22 protein-coding genes are annotated in these 21946 nt (G+C 59.7%); 11 read left to right on the forward strand and 11 right to left on the reverse strand.

The annotated features are described in order from the left end of the window. Positions 1–28: 28 nt before the first annotated feature. From N7578_RS12135 to N7578_RS12155, 5 genes are all read right to left on the reverse strand, one after another. Positions 29–403 (reverse strand): hypothetical protein, encoded by a 375-nt coding sequence (locus N7578_RS12135; RefSeq protein ID WP_311110578.1) that lies wholly within the window; start codon positions 401–403, stop codon positions 29–31. Positions 404–445: 42 nt separating this feature from the next. Beyond that, positions 446–1210 (reverse strand): hypothetical protein, encoded by a 765-nt coding sequence (locus N7578_RS12140; protein WP_311110579.1) that lies wholly within the window; start codon positions 1208–1210, stop codon positions 446–448. 64 nt (positions 1211–1274) lie between these two features. Beyond that, positions 1275–1520, reverse strand: a complete 246-nt coding sequence (locus N7578_RS12145) for a DUF2798 domain-containing protein (RefSeq protein ID WP_311110580.1) — start codon at positions 1518–1520, stop codon at positions 1275–1277. A 171-nt stretch (positions 1521–1691) separates the two neighbouring features. Next, complete coding sequence (locus N7578_RS12150; RefSeq protein ID WP_311110581.1) at positions 1692–1961, reverse strand: type II toxin-antitoxin system RelE/ParE family toxin; 270 nt, start codon at positions 1959–1961, stop codon at positions 1692–1694. Continuing rightward, complete coding sequence (locus N7578_RS12155) at positions 1945–2172, reverse strand: type II toxin-antitoxin system RelB family antitoxin (protein WP_013635548.1); 228 nt, start codon at positions 2170–2172, stop codon at positions 1945–1947. Before N7578_RS12155 ends, N7578_RS12150 begins: the two co-directional genes overlap by 17 nt. Before the next feature lie 160 nt (positions 2173–2332). Here N7578_RS12155 and hisS point away from each other — a divergent pair, with 160 nt between their 5' ends. From hisS to hisG, 3 genes are read left to right on the forward strand one after another with little or no spacing between them, the layout of a single operon-like run. Further along, positions 2333–3847: a histidine--tRNA ligase gene (gene hisS, locus N7578_RS12160; RefSeq protein WP_311110582.1), complete on the forward strand. Its 1515-nt coding sequence runs from the start codon at positions 2333–2335 to the stop codon at positions 3845–3847. A gap of 3 nt (positions 3848–3850) precedes the next feature. Continuing rightward, on the forward strand, positions 3851–4972 hold the full coding sequence (locus N7578_RS12165; RefSeq protein WP_311110583.1) for an ATP phosphoribosyltransferase regulatory subunit: 1122 nt from the start codon (positions 3851–3853) through the stop codon (positions 4970–4972). Then, a complete protein-coding gene (hisG, locus tag N7578_RS12170; RefSeq protein ID WP_311110584.1) occupies positions 4969–5670 on the forward strand; it encodes an ATP phosphoribosyltransferase in 702 nt (233 codons plus the stop codon). The genes N7578_RS12165 and hisG overlap by 4 nt, the downstream gene beginning before the upstream one ends. Positions 5671–5739: 69 nt before the next feature. Here the strand turns inward: hisG and N7578_RS12175 are convergent, their stop codons facing one another. From N7578_RS12175 to groES, 4 genes are all read right to left on the reverse strand, one after another. Next, entirely contained in the window at positions 5740–6186 is a 447-nt protein-coding gene (locus tag N7578_RS12175; protein WP_311110585.1) for a DoxX family protein, read from the reverse strand. Positions 6187–6354: 168 nt separating this feature from the next. Next, complete coding sequence (locus tag N7578_RS12180) at positions 6355–6777, reverse strand: hypothetical protein (RefSeq protein WP_311110586.1); 423 nt, start codon at positions 6775–6777, stop codon at positions 6355–6357. A gap of 538 nt (positions 6778–7315) precedes the next feature. Then, positions 7316–8953 carry a chaperonin GroEL gene (groL, locus tag N7578_RS12185; RefSeq protein ID WP_311110587.1) on the reverse strand — a complete coding sequence of 546 codons (1638 nt, stop codon included), beginning with the start codon at positions 8951–8953 and terminating at the stop codon, positions 7316–7318. Between the two features lie 77 nt (positions 8954–9030). Continuing rightward, complete coding sequence (gene groES, locus N7578_RS12190; protein WP_138794654.1) at positions 9031–9327, reverse strand: co-chaperone GroES; 297 nt, start codon at positions 9325–9327, stop codon at positions 9031–9033. A 310-nt stretch (positions 9328–9637) separates the two neighbouring features. On the opposite strand from groES, the gene N7578_RS12195 reads away from it, so the two are divergent. From N7578_RS12195 to N7578_RS12215, 5 genes are all read left to right on the forward strand, one after another. Beyond that, positions 9638–10486 (forward strand): TIGR01459 family HAD-type hydrolase, encoded by an 849-nt coding sequence (locus N7578_RS12195; RefSeq protein WP_311110588.1) that lies wholly within the window; start codon positions 9638–9640, stop codon positions 10484–10486. A gap of 36 nt (positions 10487–10522) precedes the next feature. Next, positions 10523–11503 (forward strand): bifunctional riboflavin kinase/FAD synthetase, encoded by a 981-nt coding sequence (locus N7578_RS12200; RefSeq protein ID WP_311110589.1) that lies wholly within the window; start codon positions 10523–10525, stop codon positions 11501–11503. A gap of 261 nt (positions 11504–11764) precedes the next feature. After that, entirely contained in the window at positions 11765–14668 is a 2904-nt protein-coding gene (ileS, locus tag N7578_RS12205) for an isoleucine--tRNA ligase (RefSeq protein WP_311110590.1), read from the forward strand. 144 nt (positions 14669–14812) lie between these two features. Next, positions 14813–15454, forward strand: coding sequence for a hypothetical protein (locus N7578_RS12210; RefSeq protein WP_311110591.1), 642 nt, complete (start codon positions 14813–14815; stop codon positions 15452–15454). Between the two features lie 84 nt (positions 15455–15538). Continuing rightward, positions 15539–16018: a GNAT family N-acetyltransferase gene (locus N7578_RS12215; RefSeq protein WP_311110592.1), complete on the forward strand. Its 480-nt coding sequence runs from the start codon at positions 15539–15541 to the stop codon at positions 16016–16018. 3 nt (positions 16019–16021) lie between these two features. On the opposite strand, the gene N7578_RS12220 is transcribed toward N7578_RS12215, so the two are convergent. Next, positions 16022–16480 carry a nucleoside deaminase gene (locus tag N7578_RS12220; protein WP_311110593.1) on the reverse strand — a complete coding sequence of 153 codons (459 nt, stop codon included), beginning with the start codon at positions 16478–16480 and terminating at the stop codon, positions 16022–16024. 71 nt (positions 16481–16551) lie between these two features. Here N7578_RS12220 and N7578_RS12225 point away from each other — a divergent pair, with 71 nt between their 5' ends. The 3 genes from N7578_RS12225 (at position 16552) to N7578_RS12235 (ending at position 20013) form a co-directional block, all read left to right on the forward strand. Further along, complete coding sequence (locus N7578_RS12225; RefSeq protein WP_311110594.1) at positions 16552–18474, forward strand: pseudouridine synthase; 1923 nt, start codon at positions 16552–16554, stop codon at positions 18472–18474. After that, positions 18455–19012, forward strand: a complete 558-nt coding sequence (gene rsmD / locus N7578_RS12230; protein WP_311110595.1) for a 16S rRNA (guanine(966)-N(2))-methyltransferase RsmD — start codon at positions 18455–18457, stop codon at positions 19010–19012. The genes N7578_RS12225 and rsmD overlap by 20 nt, the downstream gene beginning before the upstream one ends. Positions 19013–19110: 98 nt before the next feature. Beyond that, the gene (locus tag N7578_RS12235) at positions 19111–20013 is read left to right on the forward strand and encodes a patatin-like phospholipase family protein (RefSeq protein WP_422646705.1); all 903 of its coding nucleotides are present in this window, start codon (positions 19111–19113) and stop codon (positions 20011–20013) included. Between the two features lie 10 nt (positions 20014–20023). Here the strand turns inward: N7578_RS12235 and N7578_RS12240 are convergent, their stop codons facing one another. Beyond that, complete coding sequence (locus N7578_RS12240) at positions 20024–21841, reverse strand: monovalent cation:proton antiporter-2 (CPA2) family protein (protein WP_311110596.1); 1818 nt, start codon at positions 21839–21841, stop codon at positions 20024–20026. Positions 21842–21946 lie beyond the last annotated feature (105 nt).

Genomic DNA, 21946 nt, shown 5'->3' on the forward strand with positions numbered 1-21946 from the left:
ATAAAAATTGAAATGGAAGATCGAAACGTCAGGTGCGGGGCGGTGGCAGTGGCGGCGCAAGCGCCTCGCTGACGAAGGCAACACCCGGATCGGGATGAGGATAGGCGTGGATCATTTTGGCCGTTTCGGCAAAAACGGTCTGCGGCACGACAACGACGCAGGCCGCACAGAACGCTGCGTGTCCTATGTTGCCACGGTGCGGACAAGGATCGCCGGTGTTCATGTCATGCGAGGCTGCAGCCATCGCCGATTCCGGTGAATGGCTGCCGTGTCCGGTCTCCGCCGACATCGGCAAATGCGCCTCGCTTCCCGGACCCGGTGCAATGCCAAGGGAAGCCTGCGCCGGCATGTAGCCATAGGCGAGGCACGACAGGATCATCAATGTGCGGATCAGAAAGCGCATGATGGCAAGTCTACAACAAGGATTGTGAAGGAAGAAAGGCGCTTACGTCAGTTCCTTGGCGATGACGTGATGAACGATACGGTAATCCCGGCTTTCTTCTCCGATCGGCGCCAGCGTCCAGTCCCACGCAGCGGCGGGGGCGGCAATTTCGACACCGTGCAACAGGTCGCCCTGTTGCTGGATACTGCCATCCTTGCCAATGACATCGAAAGACGTATCCGTTACCAGGCAGACCTTGCAGGGCAGTCCGGAAAGCGCATCGAGATGCGTGTGGATAAGCCTTGGCAGCATATCCTCCGGCGCATTGGCGGGTTTCTCCCGCTCCAGCCGGTTGCGGGAGCCGGTGCCGATCTGCGACAGCAGGTTTGCCGAAACCACGAGATCGAGATAGGGCACCCGCCGCAGGAAGTCGAGCGGTTCCGGTGGAGTGCCAGCCAGCAGATCGTCGTAGCCCGAAAGATCGCGGTTTGAGATCCGGACATTCTTTTTGGCGTTGGCGCGCAGTCTGAGCTGCAGGCTGGCAATATGCACCAGATCGACCAGAACCACGGTATCGAACATCGCCACCAGCGGACTGTACGGAATATCCCTGAGCAGGCCGGAACCGAGAACCACGGCGGTTCTCCGTTGCTTCAGCTTGCGGGCCGATGGCAGGATGAACTGCTGGCTGTTCTGCTCATGCTCTGCCCATGCCTTGGCACAGCGATTGGCGCGCGACCACAGGTTTACGGAATAACGCACATAAGGCCGGAATTCCTTCGGCGTCATGGCATTGGTGGCTGCGTATTGGATAGCTTCGAGAATCATGATGCTTTTATCGGCTTTTTGCGGGCGGGCGCAAAGGGAAGGACTTCATAAAGCGCGCCGCGCGTCAGCTGCGTTGAGGATCGACGAGAAGTCCGACGATCCTGCGGACGACCGGAAGCACGACAATAAGCGTCGGGAAGGCAATCAGCCAGGACAAGCCCCATGCGGACATCCATTCCAGCAGTGAGAAGTTGGCGAAACCAACGGCCTTGAAAGTGGCGATCAGGGAGACGACGAACGTCATGATGATGGAGAGGATCAGCGGCATGAGGATCGCGGCATATCGCGCTGGCAGGCGTGACAGTTTCATATAGGCGTCGCTTTCTGGAAATTCGTCTTCATGAAGAGCACCTTTATCAGCGCCCTCCGCAAAGGCGAAGGGTTGAGGTGCGTTGCTTGATGTCAGACGCTTACGGTTGGCAATTCAGCCGACTTGGAGGCGGGTACCACGGCCTCACCGGTTTCGTAAGCCGGTGTAACCCTATCGATAGACATCGCCGCGATGGCCGATTTCCACCACCAGCACGACCAGTTTGTGATCCTGAATATCGCAGATGATGCTGTAGTCACCAACCCGGTAACGCCAGTAGTTTCCGAGTTCGGACCCTTGGAGAGCGCTGCCGGTTTGACGTGGATTATCAAGCGTCGCTAGCCTGTCGTGAAGGAAGGTGCGAATACGTTGGCGTATCTGCGGATCCATTTTCCGCATCGTTTTCTGGACCAGAATGTCGTATTCAATTGTCCAGATCACGCCAGAATTCCTCGGCGCTTACGACCTTTGACTCTCCGCGCTGGATACGTCGCGTTGCCTCTTCCGCCAGATAGAGGTCTTCCATATCCTCGATATGTTTCTCTATCGCCTCGCGGATGTAATAGGCGGAGGTGCGACCGGTGCGCTCGGAAAGCGCTTTCAGACGTTCATAGGTTTCGTCCGGCAGTCGGATGGCGGTCTGTTTGCTCATGGCGATTGTCCTCTCCACGCTCAAGGTGGGATACATGCATCCCATATAGCATGAACATCGGCAGGTTTGCCAGCACAAGCGCAGCCTTTGCGGCTTGCCGCACCGGGCTTCATCCTCTAATACACCGGCATAATTTCAGGAAAAATATCGGACCGGCATTATGAGCGAAAAAGCAAAAAAGCCTCAGAAACTGAAAGCCCGCCTGCCGCGCGGCTTCGTGGATCGCTCGGTTGCCGATATCCATGCCACCAATGAGATGATCGAGAAGATCCGCAGGGTCTACGAGCTTTACGGTTTCGATCCCGTGGAAACGCCGCTGTTTGAATATACCGATGCGCTCGGCAAGTTCCTGCCGGACAGCGATCGCCCGAATGAAGGCGTGTTCTCGCTGCAGGACGATGACGACCAGTGGATGAGCCTGCGCTACGATCTGACCGCGCCGCTTGCCCGCCATGTCGCGGAAAACTTCAACGAAATCCAGCTTCCGTACCGCACCTACCGCGCCGGTTACGTGTTCCGCAACGAAAAGCCGGGTCCCGGCCGTTTCCGCCAGTTCATGCAGTTCGATGCCGATACGGTCGGCGCTGCCGGTGTGCAGGCAGATGCCGAAATGTGCATGATGATGGCCGACACGCTGGAAGCGCTCGGCATCAAGCGCGGCGATTACGTCATCCGCGTCAATAACCGCAAAGTTCTCGATGGTGTCATGGAAGCCATCGGTCTTGGCGGAGAGGAAAACGCCGCGCGTCGTCTCAACGTGCTGCGCGCCATCGACAAGCTCGACAAGTTCGGCCCCGAAGGCGTGAAGCTTTTGCTTGGCCCCGGCCGTAAGGATGAATCCGGTGACTTTACCAAGGGTGCTGGGCTTGGTGACGAGCAGATCGAAAAGGTTCTGTTCTTCGTCGGTATCAAGGACTATGCGGCGAGCGCCGACGATCTCGCCAAGCTGGTTGCCGATACGTCGAAGGGCGAGGAGGGTGTTGCTGAACTGAACGTCATCGGTTCTCTGGTGTCCGGTGCCGGTTACGATGCAACCCGCATCAAGATCGATCCTTCCGTCGTTCGTGGCCTCGAATATTACACCGGCCCGGTTTACGAAGCGGAACTGACCTTCGATGTCACCAACGAAAAGGGTGAAAAGGTCGTCTTCGGTTCGGTTGGCGGCGGCGGTCGTTACGATGGACTCGTGTCGCGTTTCATGGGGCAGCCGGTTCCGGCCACGGGCTTCTCCATCGGCGTATCGCGCCTGATGACGGCGCTGAAGAACCTCGGCAAGCTCGGCCAGGCCAAGCCGCTCGCACCGGTCCTCATCACCGTCATGGATGGCGATGTGGAAAGCATGGGCCGCTACCAGCGTTTCACGCAGGCCCTGCGAAACGAAGGCATTCGCGCCGAAATGTACCAGGGCAACTGGAAGAAGTTCGGCAACCAGCTGAAATACGCCGACCGTCTGGGTTCGCCTATTGCCATCATTCAGGGCGGTGACGAGCGCGCCGAAGGCGTCGTGCAGATCAAGGATTTGATCGAAGGCAAGCGTCTGTCCGGCGAGATCGAGGATAACGCCGCCTGGCGCGAAGCGCGCGTGGCGCAGGTTACGGTGTCTGAAGCCGAACTGGTGGCGAAGGTGAAGGAAATTCTTGAGGCGCAGGCCGAAGACCGGCGTCGGGCAGGTTGAGCCATGCCCCTGATCGATATGCCGGAATTTACCGGAGAGCTTCTGGAAGAATTCGCAGCGCGCCGTACCAGCCGTGTGAACACGCCGGTCATTCAGCCGGCCGAGCCTTTTCTGGATATGGCGGGCGAGGATTTGCGCCGCCGTATTTTCATGACGGAAAGTGAAACCGGTGAAAGCCTGTGTCTGCGGCCGGAATTCACCATTCCCGTCTGCCTTCGCCACATCGAAACCGCAACCGGCACGCCGAAGCGCTATTCCTACCTGGGCGAGGTCTTCCGCCAGCGCCGCGAGGGGTCGAACGAGTTTTATCAGGCTGGCATCGAGGATCTTGGCGATCCCGATATAGCCGCATCCGACGCCCGCGCCATCAGCGATGCCACGGCTGTTCTCAGGCGTCTTTTGCCCGGCCGTTCGCTGACAGTCACGCTCGGCGACCAGCAGGTCTTTGAGGCCGTGGTGGCGGCGCTTGGTCTGCCGCTCGGCTGGCAGAAGCGGTTGGTGCAGGCCTTCGGCGATATGGCGCAGCTTGAGGCGCTGCTTGAAAGTCTTGTCAGCCCCAAGCCGATGACGGGTCTGGATGCACGCGTCGCCGGACTTCTCGCCACAGGTGAGGAAAAGGTGCTGGTCGACTATATCGACAGCGTCATGCAGGAAACCGGCTATTCCACCAATGCCAGCCGCTCGCCGCAGGAAATCGCCCGTCGTCTGCGCGAGAAGCTCGCGCTTGCGGCGACCCGACTGCCGGATGAGAGCTTCGGTCTTCTGAAGCAGTTCCTGTCACTGCAGGCGCCATTGCCGGAGGCTTCGAAAACTCTGTCCGAATTTGCCGAAAAGGCGAAGCTGAAACTGGATGGCGCATTGTCTGCATTCGACAAGCGCGTAGCCGCTCTCGCGAACGCGGGTGTGGCGCTGGAAACGGTGACATATCGCGCTGCGTTCGGACGCCCGCTGGATTATTACACCGGTCTGGTTTTCGAGGTGATGGAAGCAGGTGGCGATAGCGTTCTGGCGGGTGGCGGTCGCTTCGACCGGCTGCTGACGCTTCTCGGAGCGAAGGAAAAGATACCGGCTGTCGGCTTTTCGCTGTGGCTGGACCGTATTGAAGCCGCAAGGGGCAAGCAATGACTGTTACCATCGCTTTGCCCTCCAAGGGCCGTATGAAAGAAGATGCCTCCGCTATTCTGGAGCGTGCCGGGCTGAAAGTCGCGGCAATCGGTAACGATCGCTCCTACCGTGGCCGCGTCGAAGGCCGCGACGATATCGAGATCGCCTACCTCTCCGCGTCCGAAATCGCCCGCGAGATCGGTGCGGGAACGGTCGACTTCGGCGTAACGGGGGAAGACCTCGTGCGCGAAGGGCTGACCAATGCCGATGCGCAGGTTGAATTCTGTGCGCGCCTTGGTTTCGGCCACGCGGATGTCGTCGTCGCCGTACCGGAAATCTGGCTCGATGTGGACAGCATGGCCGATCTCGGCGACGTGGCGTCGGAGTTCCGCGCCCGCCATGGCCGCCGTCTGGCCATTGCCACGAAGTACTGGCGGCTGACGCAGCAGTTTTTTTCACGCCAGCACGGCATTCAGCTCTATCGCATCGTCGAAAGCCTTGGAGCGACCGAAGGTGCGCCTGCCGCGGGCCAGGCGGATATCATCGTCGATATCACCTCCACCGGCTCGACGTTGAAGGCCAATCACCTGAAAATCCTTTCGGACGGTATCATCGTCCGCTCGGAAGCCTGTTTTGTCCGGGCTCGCAAGCCCGAACATGAGGACAACCCTGCTGTACGGGAGATCGTCACACGCGTTCAGGATGCCTTGCGTGCATAAATCCCTCCGATAGAAACGACAAAAACCGCCGGATCGCTCCGGCGGTTTTTCTTTGAGGTTGTGGACCGATCAGGCGTGGGAAACGACCGCGCCGCGCTTGGCGTCGACAGAGTATGCGCCTGGGCCGAATGCCACGAGCAGAAGATATGCGCCGGCAAGCGTGATGTTCTTCATCAGCATGATGCTGTTGAGAGCATTGATCCAGCCGAGAGCAGGCTCAGGCCAGCCGGGAACGGCGACGGTGCCGCTGTGGAATACGAGCGCGGTGAAGACGCAGAATACGGCAAGCGCAAGCGCGGCGATCTTGGTCTGGAAGCCAACAAGAATGGCAAGACCGGTCACGAGTTCGAAGAGGCCCGCAGCATAGGCAAGCAGCGTCGCGGCGGGAAGACCGGCGCCTGTGATCATGCCGGCGGTGCCTGCAGGGTCAACGAGCTTTCCGAAGCCGGAATAGATGAAGATGAACGAAAGCAATATGCGAGCGATGAGAACGATGGCGTTCTGGATGTTGGACATGATGATCTCCAGTAGATGGGCGGCACTTTGCCGATGGCTGCAACACAATTTCTGGCGATATAGATGACTCAAAACACGGTCGGCAGAAAGATGAACAATGGAAGACAAATTGTCTTTGTTTGGTGAACAATATCTCGCTGCGTGAGGTGTTTCCGGCGACGGTCGACCTTACACGGCGAAGCGCATGTTCTCGAAACGGGGAAAAAGGAAAAAACCGGAGATCAGCCCATGCCGGCCATCATCGAAGCCGGATGATTCACCCATGCAGACGACGGGCTGCTGCGACGCTGCCGGTGTGGACAGGTTGGTCGAAAAACAGAACCGCGACGGCGCGGTTGATGCCTGCTCGAACAGTTCCAGCACCTTGCCGTGGTGGCGGCGGTCGTAACAGCGGATCAGCGTTAGCAGGCCGCACTCGGCGTCGGGCAGGCCATGCATGAAGCAGGCATGTTCCCCCAGCGTGATGACGCCGCTTGAAAGATCGCTGCTCCATGCTTCCGAAATGAAAAAATTGGCAAGCGTCAAACCTGTTTCCTGCTCATTGGCCGGAAACGCATCACGGGCATCATGGCGTTTTGATATCTTGAACAATTCGCTCCCCGCATGAATTCCATGACAGCCGCTGACCTCTCAGGCCGTGCAGCTGGGTTGAACCCGATGTCGCCGCATCCGCAATCCGCCAGGCCCTGCCAGGGACGTCCGCCCATGGTTCCAGAGGCGTTTTCTACGGTTGGTTTAAGCGCGCTGACTTATAGTTTCTTTTTTGTATGCGACAACAACTTAATCGAGAAAAAATGAGAGTATCATGTATTTTTGCATCAACGTTTCCCGCAAACTGTCAAAAGTGAATCAATAAGTGAATGCTTGCGACAGCAATGCATGAGCGGTGCCATGACGACAGTAGTGATTCGGACAATTATTGCGGGCAGTTATTTCATTTAAAACAAAAGGCGACCCGTCAAGGTTATCCGTGTCCCAAAAGTAAACAATATAGATCGTGGGCGTGGTCGGTCGTGTGTTCCTGATCCCGCAATGACGTGGGCGGTCCGGGTTTTTGGTGCAGGGTGGGCAACAAAAAAGGGTGGTCCGAGGACCACCCTTCCTTGAGACTGTCTGGAGACAGGACTTCTTAGAAGTCCATGCCGCCCATGCCGCCCATGCCGCCGCCAGGCATAGCCGGAGCGTCTTTCTTGGGCAGTTCTGCAATCATGGCTTCCGTCGTGATCAGCAGCGAAGCAACCGAAGCTGCGTTCTGCAGAGCCGTGCGAACAACCTTGACCGGGTCGACGATGCCGAGAGCGATCAGATCACCGTACTCGCCCGTCTGAGCGTTGTAGCCATAATTGTCTTCGTTCTTGTCGAGGATCTTGCCAACAACGATGGAAGCTTCGTCACCAGCGTTTTCAGCGATCTGGCGAACCAGAGCCTGAAGAGCGCGGCGAACGATGTTGACGCCGGCTTCCTGATCGTCGTTTGCACCCTTTACGGTGATCTTCGTGGAGGAACGCAGCAGCGCAACGCCGCCGCCCGGTACGATACCTTCCTGAACAGCAGCGCGCGTCGCGTTCAGAGCGTCGTCGATGCGGTCCTTCTTTTCCTTGACTTCAACTTCCGTCGAGCCGCCAACGCGGATAACGGCAACGCCGCCAGCGAGCTTGGCAAGGCGTTCCTGCAGCTTTTCGCGGTCGTAGTCGGAAGAGGTTTCTTCGATCTGGGCCTTGATCTGCGCAACGCGGCCTTCGATGTCGGACTTCTGACCTGCACCGTCAACGATCGTCGTGTTTTCCTTGGAGATCGAAACCTTCTTGGACTTGCCGAGCATGTCCAGCGTAACGTTTTCGAGCTTGATGCCGAGGTCTTCGGAGATCACCGTACCACCGGTCAGGATGGCGATGTCTTCGAGCATGGCCTTGCGGCGGTCGCCGAAGCCAGGAGCCTTTACGGCAGCGATCTTGAGGCCGCCACGCAGCTTGTTGACGACGAGCGTTGCAAGAGCTTCGCCTTCTACGTCTTCAGCGATGATGACGAGCGGCTTGCCGGTCTGAACGACAGCTTCGAGAACCGGCAGCATGGCCTGGAGGTTCGAAAGCTTCTTTTCGTGAAGAAGGATGTATGCGTCTTCGAGGTCCGCAATCATCTTTTCCGGGTTGGTCACGAAGTAAGGCGACAGGTAACCGCGGTCGAACTGCATGCCTTCAACGACTTCGAGTTCGGTTTCAGCGGTCTTGGCTTCTTCGACGGTGATGACGCCTTCGTTGCCAACCTTCTGCATTGCTTCAGCAATGTCGAGACCGATCTGACGCTCGCCGTTTGCAGAGATCGTGCCGACCTGTGCAACTTCTTCGGACGTGTTGATCTTCTTCGCCTTTGCCTGCAGGTCCTTGACGACTTCTGCGACAGCGAGGTCGATACCGCGCTTCAGGTCCATCGGGTTCATGCCGGCAGCAACTGCCTTTGCACCTTCGCGAACGATGGCCTGTGCCAGAACGGTCGCGGTGGTGGTGCCGTCACCGGCGATGTCGTTGGTCTTGGAAGCGACTTCGCGAACGAGCTGTGCGCCCATGTTCTCGAACTTGTCTTCCAGTTCGATTTCCTTGGCGACGGAAACGCCGTCCTTGGTGATGCGCGGAGCGCCGAAAGACTTGTCGATAACGACGTTACGACCCTTCGGGCCGAGCGTGACCTTCACTGCGTCAGCGAGGATGTCGACGCCCTTGAGCATCTTTTCGCGTGCGCTGCGGCCGAATTTTACTTCTTTAGCTGCCATTTTCAAAACTCCTGGTTTCGAATGGCCGGAACAATGTCCGGCTTGAAATTTTTAAGGAACGACGGGTTCGGCGAAAATCAGCCGATGATGCCCATGATGTCGGATTCCTTCATGATCAGAAGGTCTTCGCCATTGAGCTTGACTTCGGTGCCGGACCACTTGCCGAACAGAACGCGGTCGCCAGCCTTGACGTCGAGAGCGACGACCTTGCCGGACTCGTCACGTGCGCCAGAACCGACGGCGACGATTTCGCCTTCCTGCGGCTTTTCCTTGGCGGTATCGGGAATGATGATGCCACCCTTGGTCTTTTCTTCGGACTCAACGCGACGAACGACAACGCGGTCGTGCAGCGGGCGGAAATTGGTGCTTGTCATTGTCTAATCCCTCGATCAAATGACTTGGTGCGTTTTGGGCGCACATGATGGTTGTTAGCACTCGCCTTGCTGGAGTGCCAGCGAGACCGAGATAAGGAGGCCGTCACTGGGAGTCAAGGATGGCCTGCCGTAAAAATTTCGCGCCTTATGGTTATCAGCGCTTCATGACAGAAATTTCCGCATCCTGAAGAGAGGCGGGCATCGCGGCGCAAGGCTTTGGCTTGTTCGGGTGGCCTGTCTTTTTTTCTTGCCATCGCTGCCCGGCTTTGCGATGTCAGCCCTGTCTCATTCAGCATCCGGAAAGCGCATCATGGCCCATCGCATTGCAACCCTCGGCGAAATCACGGCGGAGTTCGATGTCGTTCTCTCCGATGTCTGGGGCGTGCTGCACAACGGCGTCGCGGTGTTTCCCGATGCGGCGATTGCACTGCATGAGGCTCGCAAGGCGGGCAAGACGGTGGTGCTGATTACCAACTCCCCGCGTCCGGCGCCTGGCGTCATCACGCAGCTGCGCGCGCTCGGCGTTCCTGACGAAGCCTATGACCGGATCATCACCTCCGGCGACGTCACCCGTGGCCTGATCGCGGAAGGTCCGAAAAAGGTCTTCCTGCTCGGTCCCGAGCGTGACCTGCCGCTGCTGGATGGTCTGGCTGTCGAGCGGGTCGACGAGGCGGAAGCCCAGGCGGTCGTGTGCACCGGCTTCTTCGATGACGAGACGGAAACGCCGGAAGATTGCACCGACATGCTGAAAGGCTTCATCGCCCGCAAGGTGCCGATGATCTGCGCCAACCCCGATCTGGTGGTGGAACGCGGCGAGCGCATCATTCCCTGCGCCGGTGCCATGGCGGCCTATTACGAGCAGCTCGGTGGCGAGGTCCGCATCGCTGGCAAACCGCATACGCCGATTTATGAAGCCTGCCTCGCTGCCGCAAAAGAAGTGCGCGGCGATTTCGACAAATCCCGAGTGCTGGCCATCGGCGACGGCATGCCGACGGACGTGAAGGGCGCGATTTCGAACGGTCTGCAACTGCTCTATATCAGCGGCGGTATCCATGCCGCGGAATATACGCTGAATGGCCAGACGGACGAGGCGCTTCTGAACGCCTATCTGAAAGGTCAGGGCGCGGCACCCGGCTGGTGGATGCCGCGTCTTGGCTGAAGAACGTCTGATGTGAGAAGAAATAGGCAGGCTGTCATGACCGTCTTTCATCGCAACGAGAAGAAAGAGCCGTTGCCCGAAAATCTTCGTGGCGGCGTCATCGCTATTGGTAACTTCGATGGCGTTCACCGTGGTCACCGGGCCGTGCTGGATCGGGCACTTGAACTGGCGGACGCGCGCGGGGTTCCGGCTCTCGTGCTGACGTTCGAGCCGCATCCTCGTTCCGTCTTCCGGCCTGACATGCCCGTCTTCCGTTTGTCTCCGGCGCCTCTGAAAGCGCGGCTTCTGGAAGCCATCGGTTTCCAGTCCGTTATCGAATATCCTTTCGACCGCGAATTTTCGCAAAGGTCCGCCGACGAATTCGTCAAGTCTATCCTCGTGGACTGGTTGGGCGCGAGCGCCGTTGTCACCGGTTTCGACTTCCACTTCGGCAAGGGCCGTGAAGGCGGTCCTGCTTTCCTGATGGAAGCCGGGAAACGCAACGGTTTCGATGTGACGCTGGTGGATGCCTTTCGCGACGAGGGGGCCGATGTCGTCTCGTCGAGCCGCATCCGCGATCTTTTGTGCGAAGGCGACGTGGCCGCCGCGGCCGGTCTTTTGGGCTATCGCTTTACGGTCGAGGCCGAAGTGATCGGCGGGCAAAAGCTTGGCCGCACGCTCGGGTTTCCCACCGCGAACATGGCTCTGCCGCCGGAAACCGAACTCAAGGCGGGCATCTACGCCGTTCGCTTCCGCCGCGCCGATGGGACGCTTTACGACGGCGTGGCGAGTTTCGGCTATCGCCCGACGGTGACCGACAACGGCGCGGCCCTTCTCGAAACCTACGTCTTCGATTTCTCCGGCGATCTCTATGGCGAAATCTGTTCGGTGTCCTTCTTCGGCCACCTGCGCGACGAACTGAAGTTCGACGGTCTGGAGCCGCTGGTCGCCCAGATCAGGCGTGACGAGGAAGAGGCAAGGGCGCTGCTGGCCGGTATCCGGCCGCTCAGCGAACTGGACGCCAGAATATCCTTCTGATGTGCTGGGTACCCTACCTCTCTGATACAAAGACGGAACGGCATACAAAAAACTTCCTTTTTGCCCGGAAAGGTCTTAAACAACCGGTCATGCACCAATATCGGTCGACGTTCATATCCCGAATTATTGGCCCGGCCTTCCGCCCGCTCTGAGAGCCGGAAGGTCCGGGATTTTGGCGTTTTCTTAAAGCGCCCTCCGTTTTGCCCTCTTTGCAATTAAGACGGCGCGGTCCTTCGGGGGCGCCGCGACAATGGTACGATCATGAACGACACCGCAGAAAAAATCGATTACTCCTCAACGCTTTACCTGCCGCAGACGGATTTTCCGATGCGTGCTGGCCTTCCGCAGAAAGAGCCGGAAACCGTCAAGCGCTGGCAGGAAATGGGCCTCTACAAGAGGCTGCGCGCCTCTGCCGCCGGCCGCGAAAAATTCGTGCTGCATGACGGCCCTCCCTATGCCAACGGCAACATCCACATCGGCCACGCGCTGAACAAGATCCTGAAAGACGTCATCACCCGCTCGTTCCAGATGCGCGGTTATGACTCGAACTATGTCCCAGGCTGGGATTGCCACGGCCTGCCGATCGAATGGAAGATCGAGGAAGCCTACCGCGCCAAGGGCAAGGACAAAAACGAAGTTCCAATCAACGAATTCCGCAAGGAATGCCGTGAGTTTGCGGCTGGCTGGATCAAGGTTCAGGCGGAAGAGTTCAAGCGGCTCGGCATCGAAGGCGATTTCGAAAATCCCTACACGACCATGAATTTTCACGCGGAAGCCCGTATCGCTGGCGAACTGCTGAAGATCGCGAAGTCTGGACAGCTGTATCGTGGCTCGAAGCCGGTCATGTGGTCGGTCGTCGAGCGCACGGCGCTTGCGGAAGCCGAAGTTGAATATGCCGATGTCGAAAGCGACATGATCTGGGTGAAGTTCCCGATCGTGGAGGGCACTGCCGATCTCAAGGGTGATTTCGTCGTCATCTGGACGACGACGCCCTGGACGATCCCCGGCAACCGCGCCATCGCGTTCTCGTCACGCTTCCCTTACGGCCTTTATGAGGTCGAGAGCGCCGAAAACGACTTTGGTCCGCAGCCCGGCGAAAAGCTGATCTTCGCAACGAAACTTGCGGATGAAGCTGCCAAAAAAGCAAAGTTGACATTCAAGCTGGTTCGTCCTGTCTCAGCGGATGAACTGGCCGCCGTCACCTGTGCGCATCCGTTGGCTTCGCTCGGTTACGATTTCAAGGTTCCGCTGCTGGATGGCGATCATGTCACCGATGACGCCGGTACGGGCTTCGTGCACACAGCGCCGAGCCACGGCCGCGAAGACTTTGATGCGTGGACCTCGAATGCTCGTGAAATCGAGGCTCGCGGCATCTCGTCCAAGATCCCGTTCCCGGTCGGCGATGACGGTTTCTACACCGAAGACGCGCCCGGTTTCGGCCCGTCTGCCGAAGGTGGTGCGGCTCGCGTCATGGATGACAACGGCAAGAAGGGCGATGCCAACGAACGCGTCATCAAGGCGCTGATCGCGGCAGGCAACCTGTTTGCCCGCGGCCGCATGAAGCACAGCTATCCGCACAGCTGGCGTTCGAAGAAGCCGGTCATCTTCCGCAACACGCCGCAATGGTTCGTCTACATGGACAAGGAACTGGGCGACGGCACCACGCTGCGCTCGCGTTCGCTCGCTGCCATCGACCAGACGCGTTTCGTTCCGGCCTCCGGCCAGAACCGCCTGCGCGCCATGATCGAAGGCCGTCCAGACTGGGTTCTGTCGCGCCAGCGCGCCTGGGGTGTGCCGATTGCCGTGTTTGCAGACGAGAAGGGTGAGGTACTGGTCGACGACGCCGTCAACCAGCGCATCATCGATGCCTTCGAGGTGGAAGGCGCCGATGCCTGGTTCGCGGAAGGCGCCAAGGAGCGTTTCCTGGGCAAGGATCATGACCACGCCAAGTGGGTGCAGGTCATGGACATTCTCGACGTCTGGTTTGATAGCGGCTCCACCCACACATTCACGCTGGAAGACCGCCCCGACCTCAAATGGCCGGCGGATGTCTATCTGGAAGGCTCCGACCAGCATCGCGGCTGGTTCCACTCGTCGCTGCTGGAAAGCTGCGCGACGCGTGGCCGTGCGCCTTACAATGCCGTTGTCACCCACGGCTTCACCATGGATGAACAGGGCCGCAAGCAATCCAAGTCGCTCGGCAACGTGGTTGCCCCGCAGGATGTTATGAAGGAATCCGGCGCGGATATCCTGCGTCTGTGGGTCATGACCACGGATTACTGGGAAGATCAGCGTCTCGGCAAGGCCATCATTCAGACCAACGTGGACTCCTATCGCAAGCTGCGCAACACCATCCGGTGGATGCTGGGAACGCTTGCCCATTATGAAGGTGAGGAAGTCGCCTATGCCGACCTGCCGGATCTGGAGAAGCTGGTGCTGCATCGCCTCTCCGAACTGGATCAGGTCGTGCGTGACGGGTACGACGCGTTCGAGTTCAAGAAGATCGCCCGCGCGCTGATCGATTTCTCGAATGTGGAGCTTTCGGCCTTCTATTTCGATATCCGCAAGGACACGCTTTACTGCGATGCGCCGTCTTCGCTGAAGCGCCGTGCCGCGCTGTCGGTCATCGCCAAGCTGTTCGATTGCCTGGTGACGTGGCTTGCGCCGATGCTGCCCTTCACCACGGACGAGGCATGGCTTTCGCGTTATCCGGATGCCGAATCTGTGCATCTCGTGCAGTTCCCCGGCATCCCGGCGGAATGGAAGAACGATGCGCTGGAAGCGAAGTGGGAAAAGATCCGCAAGGTCCGTACCGCTGTTACCGGCGCGTTGGAAATCGAGCGTCGTGAAAAGCGCATCGGTTCGTCGCTGGAAGCAGCCCCCGTGGTTCACATCGCCGACGCCGATCTCATGGCGGCGCTAGAAGGCGAGGATTTTGCGGAAATCTGCATCACCTCGGCCATCTCTGTGGTTGCCGGCGAAGGTCCGGCCGATGCCTTCCGTTTGCCGGAAGTGCAGAAGGTTGCAGTCGAACAGAAGCTGGCGGAAGGTCGCAAATGTGCCCGTTCCTGGCGCATCACCACCGACGTTGGTTCTGACCCGCAATATCCCGATGTCTCGGCGCGCGATGCCGAGGCGCTGCGTGAGCTTGCCGCTCTCGCGTGAGGAAAATGGCCGGATGAATTGCGCTTTGCCTCTTCATCCGGTACATCTGCCTGAAAATGGCCGGATTTTCGCGGCAATGCGGGCTGCCGCGTGCTGATTGACAAGTGGTCTGGCGAAACGGGACGGACGGCTGGAAGGGTTTCGATGAAGACGTTGCAGGGTAACGGGCAGGGTTTTGGCATGGTTCGAACGGTTGCGGGCATCACGGCTGTGGGCATTTTGCTCGGCTCGTGCACCAGTCCGACTTACGGAACCGGCAAGACCGCCGCCGAACAGCTTGTCGATGACCTTGGCAGCGCCACCTCCATCACCGGCGACCAGTCCAAGCGCAATCTGAAGTATAATCCGCGTCCGGGTCTTGTGGTTCCCGCGCAGGCGCGTGCCGAACAGCTGGCCGAGCCGCAGCAGAACATGGCAAGCCGCGAAACCAACCCGCAATGGGTTGAATCGCCGGAAGAAACACGCGAACGTCTGCGTGAAGAGGCCGACGCCAACAAGGATAACCCGCACTATCGTTCGCCGCTTCTGGCTGGCAACGGTACCGCAGGCCAGATGACCGAGAGCCAGAAGTGGGAAGCCTTCCGCAAGGCAAAGGCCGATGCCCAGGGCGGCACCGTCATCAATTCGCAGCGGAAGTTCCTGACCGATCCGCCGACCGAGTATCGCAGCGTTCCGCAGGAACAGCTGACCGATCTGGGCGAGCCGGAGCAGAAGAAGGAAAAGCGCCGCAAGAAGGAAGCGGCGGTTGCAGGTTCCGGCAAGAGCTGGTGGAACCCCTTCCAGTAAAAGCTGCCTTCATGGAGATTTTTTCAAACGCGGTGCTTCGAGCACCGCGTTTTGGTTTCCGGGCCATTCATGGTGGAGATGTGCGTGACATTCGTAATTCGTGAGGCCGTGGCGGGTGATGCCGAGGTTATCCTTCGTTTCATTCGCGAACTGGCGATCTATGAGAAGGCTGAACACGAGGTTGAAGCGACTGTGGAGAGCATCACCACCTCGCTGTTCGGTAATGGCTCGGTTTCGTCCGGGCTGATCTGCGAAAAAGACGGACAGCCCATCGGTTTTGCGATCTGGTTCCTGAGTTATTCCACGTGGCTTGCGAAAAACGGTCTGTATCTGGAAGACCTGTATGTCACGCCGGATGCCCGTGGCTCGGGCGCGGGGAAAGCCTTGCTGAAGCGGCTCGCGGCGATTGCCGTCGAAAAAGGGTGTGGCCGTTTCGAATGGAGCGTTCTGGATTGGAACGAGCCGGCCATCCGCGTCTACAAGGGCATCGGTGCCGAGGCTATGGACGAATGGACGCGCTACCGGTTGTCCGGCGATGCCTTGAAGGAATTTGCTGCCGATTGACCGTCAACGCTCCGGTCTGCGCTCCTGAAAGAAGTGTTGCAGAATATCCCGAGCTTGCGTCTCGGCGAACCCTGAGTAAACTTCCGGCGCATGATGACAGGTGGGTTGGCTGAAAAAGCGTACGCCGCTGTCGACCGCGCCGCCCTTGGGATCTTCCGCGCCGTAATAGAGACGCCGGATGCGTGCAAAGGAGATTGCCGCCGCGCACATCGTGCAGGGCTCCAGCGTCACATAGAGGTCGGCGCCCGGAAGTCGTTCCTGTCCAAGTGCCTCGCAGGCCATGCGGATCACGGCGACTTCGGCATGCGCTGTCGGGTCGTTCCCCTCGCGGGTCCGGTTGCCAGAACGTGCGATGACCTTGCCGTCGAGGACCAGAACGGCACCGATCGGAACCTCCCCACGTTCGGCCGCGGCGTGGGCTTCTGCCAGCGCCAACTCCATGAAATGCGTCCTTTCGGCCATTGCGTTTCAATTTCCTCTTAACCCTTGTGCTTGGACCTGATAGGACAGCCCAAACAACAGGCAAACAGCAAATGACTTTTAAAGACAAGCCGAAGCGTGACGGCGGCAAGACATTTAGCCGCGACAAGAAGCCGAAGGGTCCGGGCAAGCCGGACGCCGCTCGCGAAAAGAAGCCGTCGGTTGCGAAAACCGAGACGGTTGAAAGCACTGCCATGGCCGGTGGGAAGCCGGAGCGCATCTCCAAGATCATGGCCCGCGCAGGGGTCGCTTCGCGTCGCGATGTGGAGCGCATGATCATGGAAGGCCGCGTGTCGCTGAACGGCGTCAAGCTGGACAGTCCGGTCGTCAATGCCACGCTCGCGGACAAGATCGAAGTGGACGGCATGCCGATCCGTGGTGCTGAACGCACCCGTCTGTGGCTCTACCACAAGCCTGCCGGTCTGGTGACGACCAATTCCGATCCGGAAGGTCGCCCGACCGTCTTCGACAATCTGCCGGGTGAATTGCCGCGCGTTCTGTCGATCGGCCGTCTCGATATCAACACCGAAGGCCTGTTGCTGCTGACCAATGATGGCGGCCTGTCGCGTGTTCTGGAACTGCCGACGACCGGCTGGCTGCGCCGCTACCGCGTGCGCGCCCACGGTGAAGTCGAACAGGCGGATCTCGACAAGCTGAAGGACGGTATTGCCGTCGACGGCGTGCTCTATGGTGCCATCGACGCCACGCTCGACCGCACGCAGGGGCATAACGTCTGGATCACGATGGGCCTTCGCGAAGGCAAGAACCGCGAAATCAAGAACGTGCTCGGCGCGCTTGGTCTTGAGGTCAACCGCCTGATCCGTATTTCCTACGGTCCTTTCCAGCTCGGCGATCTGGCCGAAGGCAAGGTGCTGGAAGTGCGCGGTCGCATGCTGCGCGACCAGCTCGGCCCGCGTCTGATCGAGCAGGCCGGTGCCAACTTCGATGCGCCGATCTACGATACCCCCGCTGACGAGGACGAGGAGCAGCCTGCAAAGAGCGCGGTGAAGTCCGAATGGGCCAGGAGCGATGCCCGCGAAGGCAAGCCTCGCTTTGACAAGGCCGGTGGCAAGCCTGAAGACCGCCGCGAACGTGCGCTTGGCCGTCTGGACACCAAGCGTGGCGACAAGCCCGCTGGCAAGTTCGGCGCCAAGTTCGCAGGCAAGGGCCGCGACGAGGAAGATGGCGAGCGCCGTCCTAATCGCCCGCCGTCTGGAACCAGCCGCACCGCGAACGTATGGATGGCGCCGGGCGCCAAGCCGACACGCGACGGTAAGGCCCGCAAGTCTTTCCGCGATGAAGCCGAAGCTGTTTTCAAGAAGCCTTCCGCCGAAGCAGAGGCCCGTCGCGCAATCGTCAGACATGCGGACTCCGAGGGTGAGTGGATCCGTGCGGACAAGCCCGCGCAGGACGAAAGCCGTGGACGCGGCAGGGATGGCGGACGAGGCGAGAAGTCGTTCGGCGACCGCAAACCGCGTGAAGCTGGCGATCGTCCGCGCGGCGAACGCTCCTTTGGAGATCGCCCCAACCGAGGCGAAAAATCGTTTGGCGACCGCCCGGGTCGTGGCGGCGAACGTGGGGATCGTCCGCGTGGAGATCGCCCTGAACGCGCCGGAAAACCGTTTGGTGATCGTCCCCCGCGTGGTGAAAAATCCTTCGGCGACCGTCCTGCACGCGGGGACCGCCCGTTCCGTGATCGTCCCCGCGAAGAGGGCGACAGCCCGCGTGGCGAGCGGCCTTTCGGTGACAAGCCGAGAGGTGGAAAGCTCGGTGGCAAACCTGCATTCGGTAAGCCTTCCTTCGGGAAGTCGGGTGAGCGCGGCGAGCGTTCGGGTTTTGCAGGCAAGGGCAAAGGCGCTGGCGGCAAAGGCCCCGGCGGCGGCAAGCCTGGCGGTAAAGGCCCCGGTGGTAAACCTGCTGGTGGCAAACCTTCTGGTGGCAGGGGAATGACACGTAATGCGGATCGTAGGCGGTGAGTTCCGCGGCCGGACACTGGCCGCGCCGAAAACAAATTCCATTCGTCCAACGATCGACAGGACACGGGAAAGCCTCTTTAACATCCTGAGCCACGCTTATCCGGAAAGTCTGGACGGCACACGCGTTCTGGATGTTTTCGCCGGTACGGGCGCCGTCGGGCTCGAAGCGCTGTCACGCGGTTGCCGCGTGGCGCTCTTCGTCGAAAACGGCGTCGAGGGCAGGGGGCTTCTGTGGGAAAACATTGATGCTCTCGGCCTGCATGGCCGCGCCCGCATTCTGCGGCGGGATGCGACCAAGCTCGGTGGCGTCAACAATATCGAGCCTTTCGACGTGCTGTTTGCCGATCCGCCCTATGGGTACGGTCATGGTGAGAAAGCCTTTGCGGCCGCCCACGCGGGCGGCTGGCTGGTGCCCGGCGCACTCGCGATCCTAGAGGAACGTGGTGATGTGGCCGTGACCGTCGATCCTGTGTTCAAGCTGCTCGAAAGCCGTACCTTCGGCGATACGAAAATGCATTTTTACCGCTACGAACCCTGACGGGACGGTTTTTTCCGTCTCGCCATGGCTCTGTCGTGTTTGCGCAATAGGCAAGCATTTCCCGTCGAGCGAAGTGGTTGTTGGGTATGAAGCAGGATATGGGCGAGAATCCCCCGGTTGTCAGCGATTTGCTGCATAACCGGATCAGCGGCGATGAACCGACCTTCGGGCTTGCGCTCGGTGGCGGGGGCGCCCGCGGCATCTGCCATATCAATGTCGTCGAGGCGCTGGACGAACTTGGCATCCGCCCGGTTGTCATCTCCGGCTCCTCCATCGGTTCCATCATCGGCGCGGGCATGGCGGCGGGAATGACCGGGCGCGAAATTCGCGACTACACGCTTGAACTGATGGGGCGAAAAGGCTCTGTCGCCAACCGGCTCTGGAGCCTCGGCCCGGCGTCTATGCGTCATGCGGTCGATGGTTTCCGTCTCGGCCAGTTCAATCTTGAACTCATTCTCCACGCGCTGATGCCGCAGGCTTTGCGGAAGGATTTCTCGCAGCTTGCAATTCCGATGAAGATCATCACGACCGACTATTACGCCCAGACGGAAGTGGTCGTGGAAAGCGGCGAGGTCATCCAGGCGCTTGCGGCGTCGGCGGCGATCCCCGCGCTGTTCATGCCGGTGCGGATGAACGGCCGGATCATGATTGACGGAGGCATCTTCAATCCCGTTCCCTACGAACACCTGCTGGATCAGGCCGATATCGTCATCGGGGTGGATGTCGTCGGCGGACCGGAGGGAGATGGCACAACCATGCCAAACCGGCTGGACAGCCTCTTTGGCGCCAGCCAGCTGATGATGCAGGCGGCGATTGCCCTGAAACTCAGATTGCGCCCGCCGCACATTTTCCTGCGTCCGCCCGTCAATCGTTTTCGTGTGCTGGATTTTCTCAAGGCCGATGAGGTTCTGGCGGCATCGTCCGCTATCAAGGACGAGTTGAAGCGGAAGATCGAGGTGGAGGTGGAACAGTTCCACCGTGGGCGCGGTGTCGAAGCCTGACCAGCGACATTCAGAGCACCGCTTCGTCTTCTTCCGTTTCCTCTTCGCGTTTTTCTGCCCGGCTCTTGGGTTTTACCAGCGGCTCAGGTTTCACCTCCCTGACCGGCTTGTTGTGCAGCATCTGCGTGCCTGCCGCCAATCCTTCCACGGCCTGTAACTGCAACCGGTCTTCGTCGCGTTCGCGAATGTCGTCGGCGATCGAACGCGCCAGGTCACCATCCATGTCCAGACCTTCCAGCATACGCCGGCCGAACAGCAGGCCGGATTCCAGCGTTTCGCGCAGTTCGTATTCAACCCCTTTTTCCCGAAGCGCGATCGAATGGATGCGGTCATAGGATCGCGCAAAGATACGTACGGTCGGAAATTCCGACTGGATCATGTCGATGATCCGGTCGGTGGTCTCTCTTTTGTGAGTGCATACGGCGACGATATCGGCCCGTTCTATACCGGCGGCGATCAGCACATCCTTGCGGGTGCCGTCACCGAAGAAGATCCGGAAACCGAAACGCGCCGCCTGCCGCACGCGATTGGCGGAGCTGTCGATGACGGTCACGTCTCGCCCGCCCGCCAGCAAAATCTGCGAGGCGATCTGGCCGAAACGGGAAAAGCCGATCATGAGCACATCCGCGCCAGCACCATTGAAATCTTCGTCCAGTGCGTCCTCTTCCGCTTCATCTGCAGTCAGGCGTCGCGATATAACGGCCAGAAGCGGGGTCAGCGCCATCGAAAGCGTCACGATCGCGACCAGTATCGAGGCCGTCGCCTGCGGGAAAAGCCCGGAAGCCGCTGCCGTCGTGAACAGCACGAAACCGAATTCGCCGCCCTGCGCGAGAAGCAGCGCGATGCGGCTGGACGCGTAGCGGGACGAGCCCGCGATGCGGCAGAGCGCGTGGATAAGCGTGGCCTTGACGAGCATCATCACCGGGACCGCCACGAGGATGAGCACGATATGTTCGTAGATGGTGTGGATGTGCAGCGACATGCCGACGGCCATGAAGAACAGCGCCAGAAACAGCCCGCGGAAAGGCTCGATGTCAGCCTCCAGCTCGTGCCGATAGGACGATTCCGAAAGCATCAGGCCCGCCAGCAATGCGCCCATGCCCATGGAAAGGCCGACCGCTTCCATGATGGCGGCAGCGCCGATCACCACGAACAGCGCGGCGGCAATCATCACCTCGCGCGCGCCGGTGCGTGCGATGATCTGGAACATCGGCGTCAACAGGTAACGCCCGGCAAGGATCATGCCGGTAACGGCAACGACGGAGGCGAAGAGATCCGACACCATGGAATCGGTGGGAACATCAGGCCGGTTGGACAGGATGGTAACGAGCGCAAGCAGCGGCACGATGGCGAGATCCTGAAACAGCAGGATCGAGAAGGAGCGGTTGCCATGTTTCGTGTTCATGTCGCCGTCATCGGCAAGGATCTGCAACGCGAAGGCGGTTGAAGAAAGCGCCAGCCCGAAACCGGCCACGATGCTGCCTCGCCACTCGATCAGCCCTGCCCACCAGACGATTGCCGCAAGCGCTCCGCCGGTCACGAGGACCTGCGCCAGCCCCAGCCCCAGAATATCCCGCCGCATCTGCCAGATGCGCGACGGCTTGAGTTCCAGGCCGATGATGAACAGCAGGAAAACGACGCCGAGTTCGGAAACGTTGAAGATGTCCTTCGCATCCGTGACCAGATGCAGGAACGGCCCGATGATGAGGCCGGCGACCAGATAACCAAGCACGGTTCCAAGCCCGAGCTTGCGGAAAATGGAGGCCGCGATCACCGCGCCTGCCAGAAGCAGCAAGGGTTCTGAAAAGAGAGCGTCGTGCTCGGTCATGCGGGCGGACTTTCGAATATGATGGCGAGATGGCCATTCGGGCAGAGAATGCGGCTTACACCCTTGATGCGGGGGTGATGGCACAATAAATGGAACAGGAATGAA

It is taken from the genome of Agrobacterium tumefaciens, from assembly GCF_031801495.1.
In the GTDB taxonomy this organism is placed as follows: domain Bacteria; phylum Pseudomonadota; class Alphaproteobacteria; order Rhizobiales; family Rhizobiaceae; genus Agrobacterium; species Agrobacterium tumefaciens_K.

Coding starts and splice junctions, on each gene's coding strand:
- N7578_RS12135 (WP_311110578.1), bottom strand. CDS start 403: ATGCGCTTTCTGATCCGCACATTGATGATCCTGTCGTGCCTCGCCTAT.
- N7578_RS12140 (WP_311110579.1), bottom strand. CDS start 1,210: ATGATTCTCGAAGCTATCCAATACGCAGCCACCAATGCCATGACGCCG.
- N7578_RS12145 (WP_311110580.1), bottom strand. CDS start 1,520: ATGAAACTGTCACGCCTGCCAGCGCGATATGCCGCGATCCTCATGCCG.
- N7578_RS12155 (WP_013635548.1), bottom strand. CDS start 2,172: ATGAGCAAACAGACCGCCATCCGACTGCCGGACGAAACCTATGAACGT.
- hisS (WP_311110582.1), top strand. CDS start 2,333: ATGAGCGAAAAAGCAAAAAAGCCTCAGAAACTGAAAGCCCGCCTGCCG.
- N7578_RS12165 (WP_311110583.1), top strand. CDS start 3,851: ATGCCCCTGATCGATATGCCGGAATTTACCGGAGAGCTTCTGGAAGAA.
- hisG (WP_311110584.1), top strand. CDS start 4,969: ATGACTGTTACCATCGCTTTGCCCTCCAAGGGCCGTATGAAAGAAGAT.
- N7578_RS12175 (WP_311110585.1), bottom strand. CDS start 6,186: ATGTCCAACATCCAGAACGCCATCGTTCTCATCGCTCGCATATTGCTT.
- groL (WP_311110587.1), bottom strand. CDS start 8,953: ATGGCAGCTAAAGAAGTAAAATTCGGCCGCAGCGCACGCGAAAAGATG.
- groES (WP_138794654.1), bottom strand. CDS start 9,327: ATGACAAGCACCAATTTCCGCCCGCTGCACGACCGCGTTGTCGTTCGT.
- N7578_RS12195 (WP_311110588.1), top strand. CDS start 9,638: ATGGCCCATCGCATTGCAACCCTCGGCGAAATCACGGCGGAGTTCGAT.
- N7578_RS12200 (WP_311110589.1), top strand. CDS start 10,523: ATGACCGTCTTTCATCGCAACGAGAAGAAAGAGCCGTTGCCCGAAAAT.
- ileS (WP_311110590.1), top strand. CDS start 11,765: ATGAACGACACCGCAGAAAAAATCGATTACTCCTCAACGCTTTACCTG.
- N7578_RS12210 (WP_311110591.1), top strand. CDS start 14,813: ATGAAGACGTTGCAGGGTAACGGGCAGGGTTTTGGCATGGTTCGAACG.
- N7578_RS12220 (WP_311110593.1), bottom strand. CDS start 16,480: ATGGCCGAAAGGACGCATTTCATGGAGTTGGCGCTGGCAGAAGCCCAC.
- N7578_RS12225 (WP_311110594.1), top strand. CDS start 16,552: ATGACTTTTAAAGACAAGCCGAAGCGTGACGGCGGCAAGACATTTAGC.
- rsmD (WP_311110595.1), top strand. CDS start 18,455: ATGCGGATCGTAGGCGGTGAGTTCCGCGGCCGGACACTGGCCGCGCCG.
- N7578_RS12235 (WP_422646705.1), top strand. CDS start 19,111: ATGGGCGAGAATCCCCCGGTTGTCAGCGATTTGCTGCATAACCGGATC.
- N7578_RS12240 (WP_311110596.1), bottom strand. CDS start 21,841: ATGACCGAGCACGACGCTCTCTTTTCAGAACCCTTGCTGCTTCTGGCA.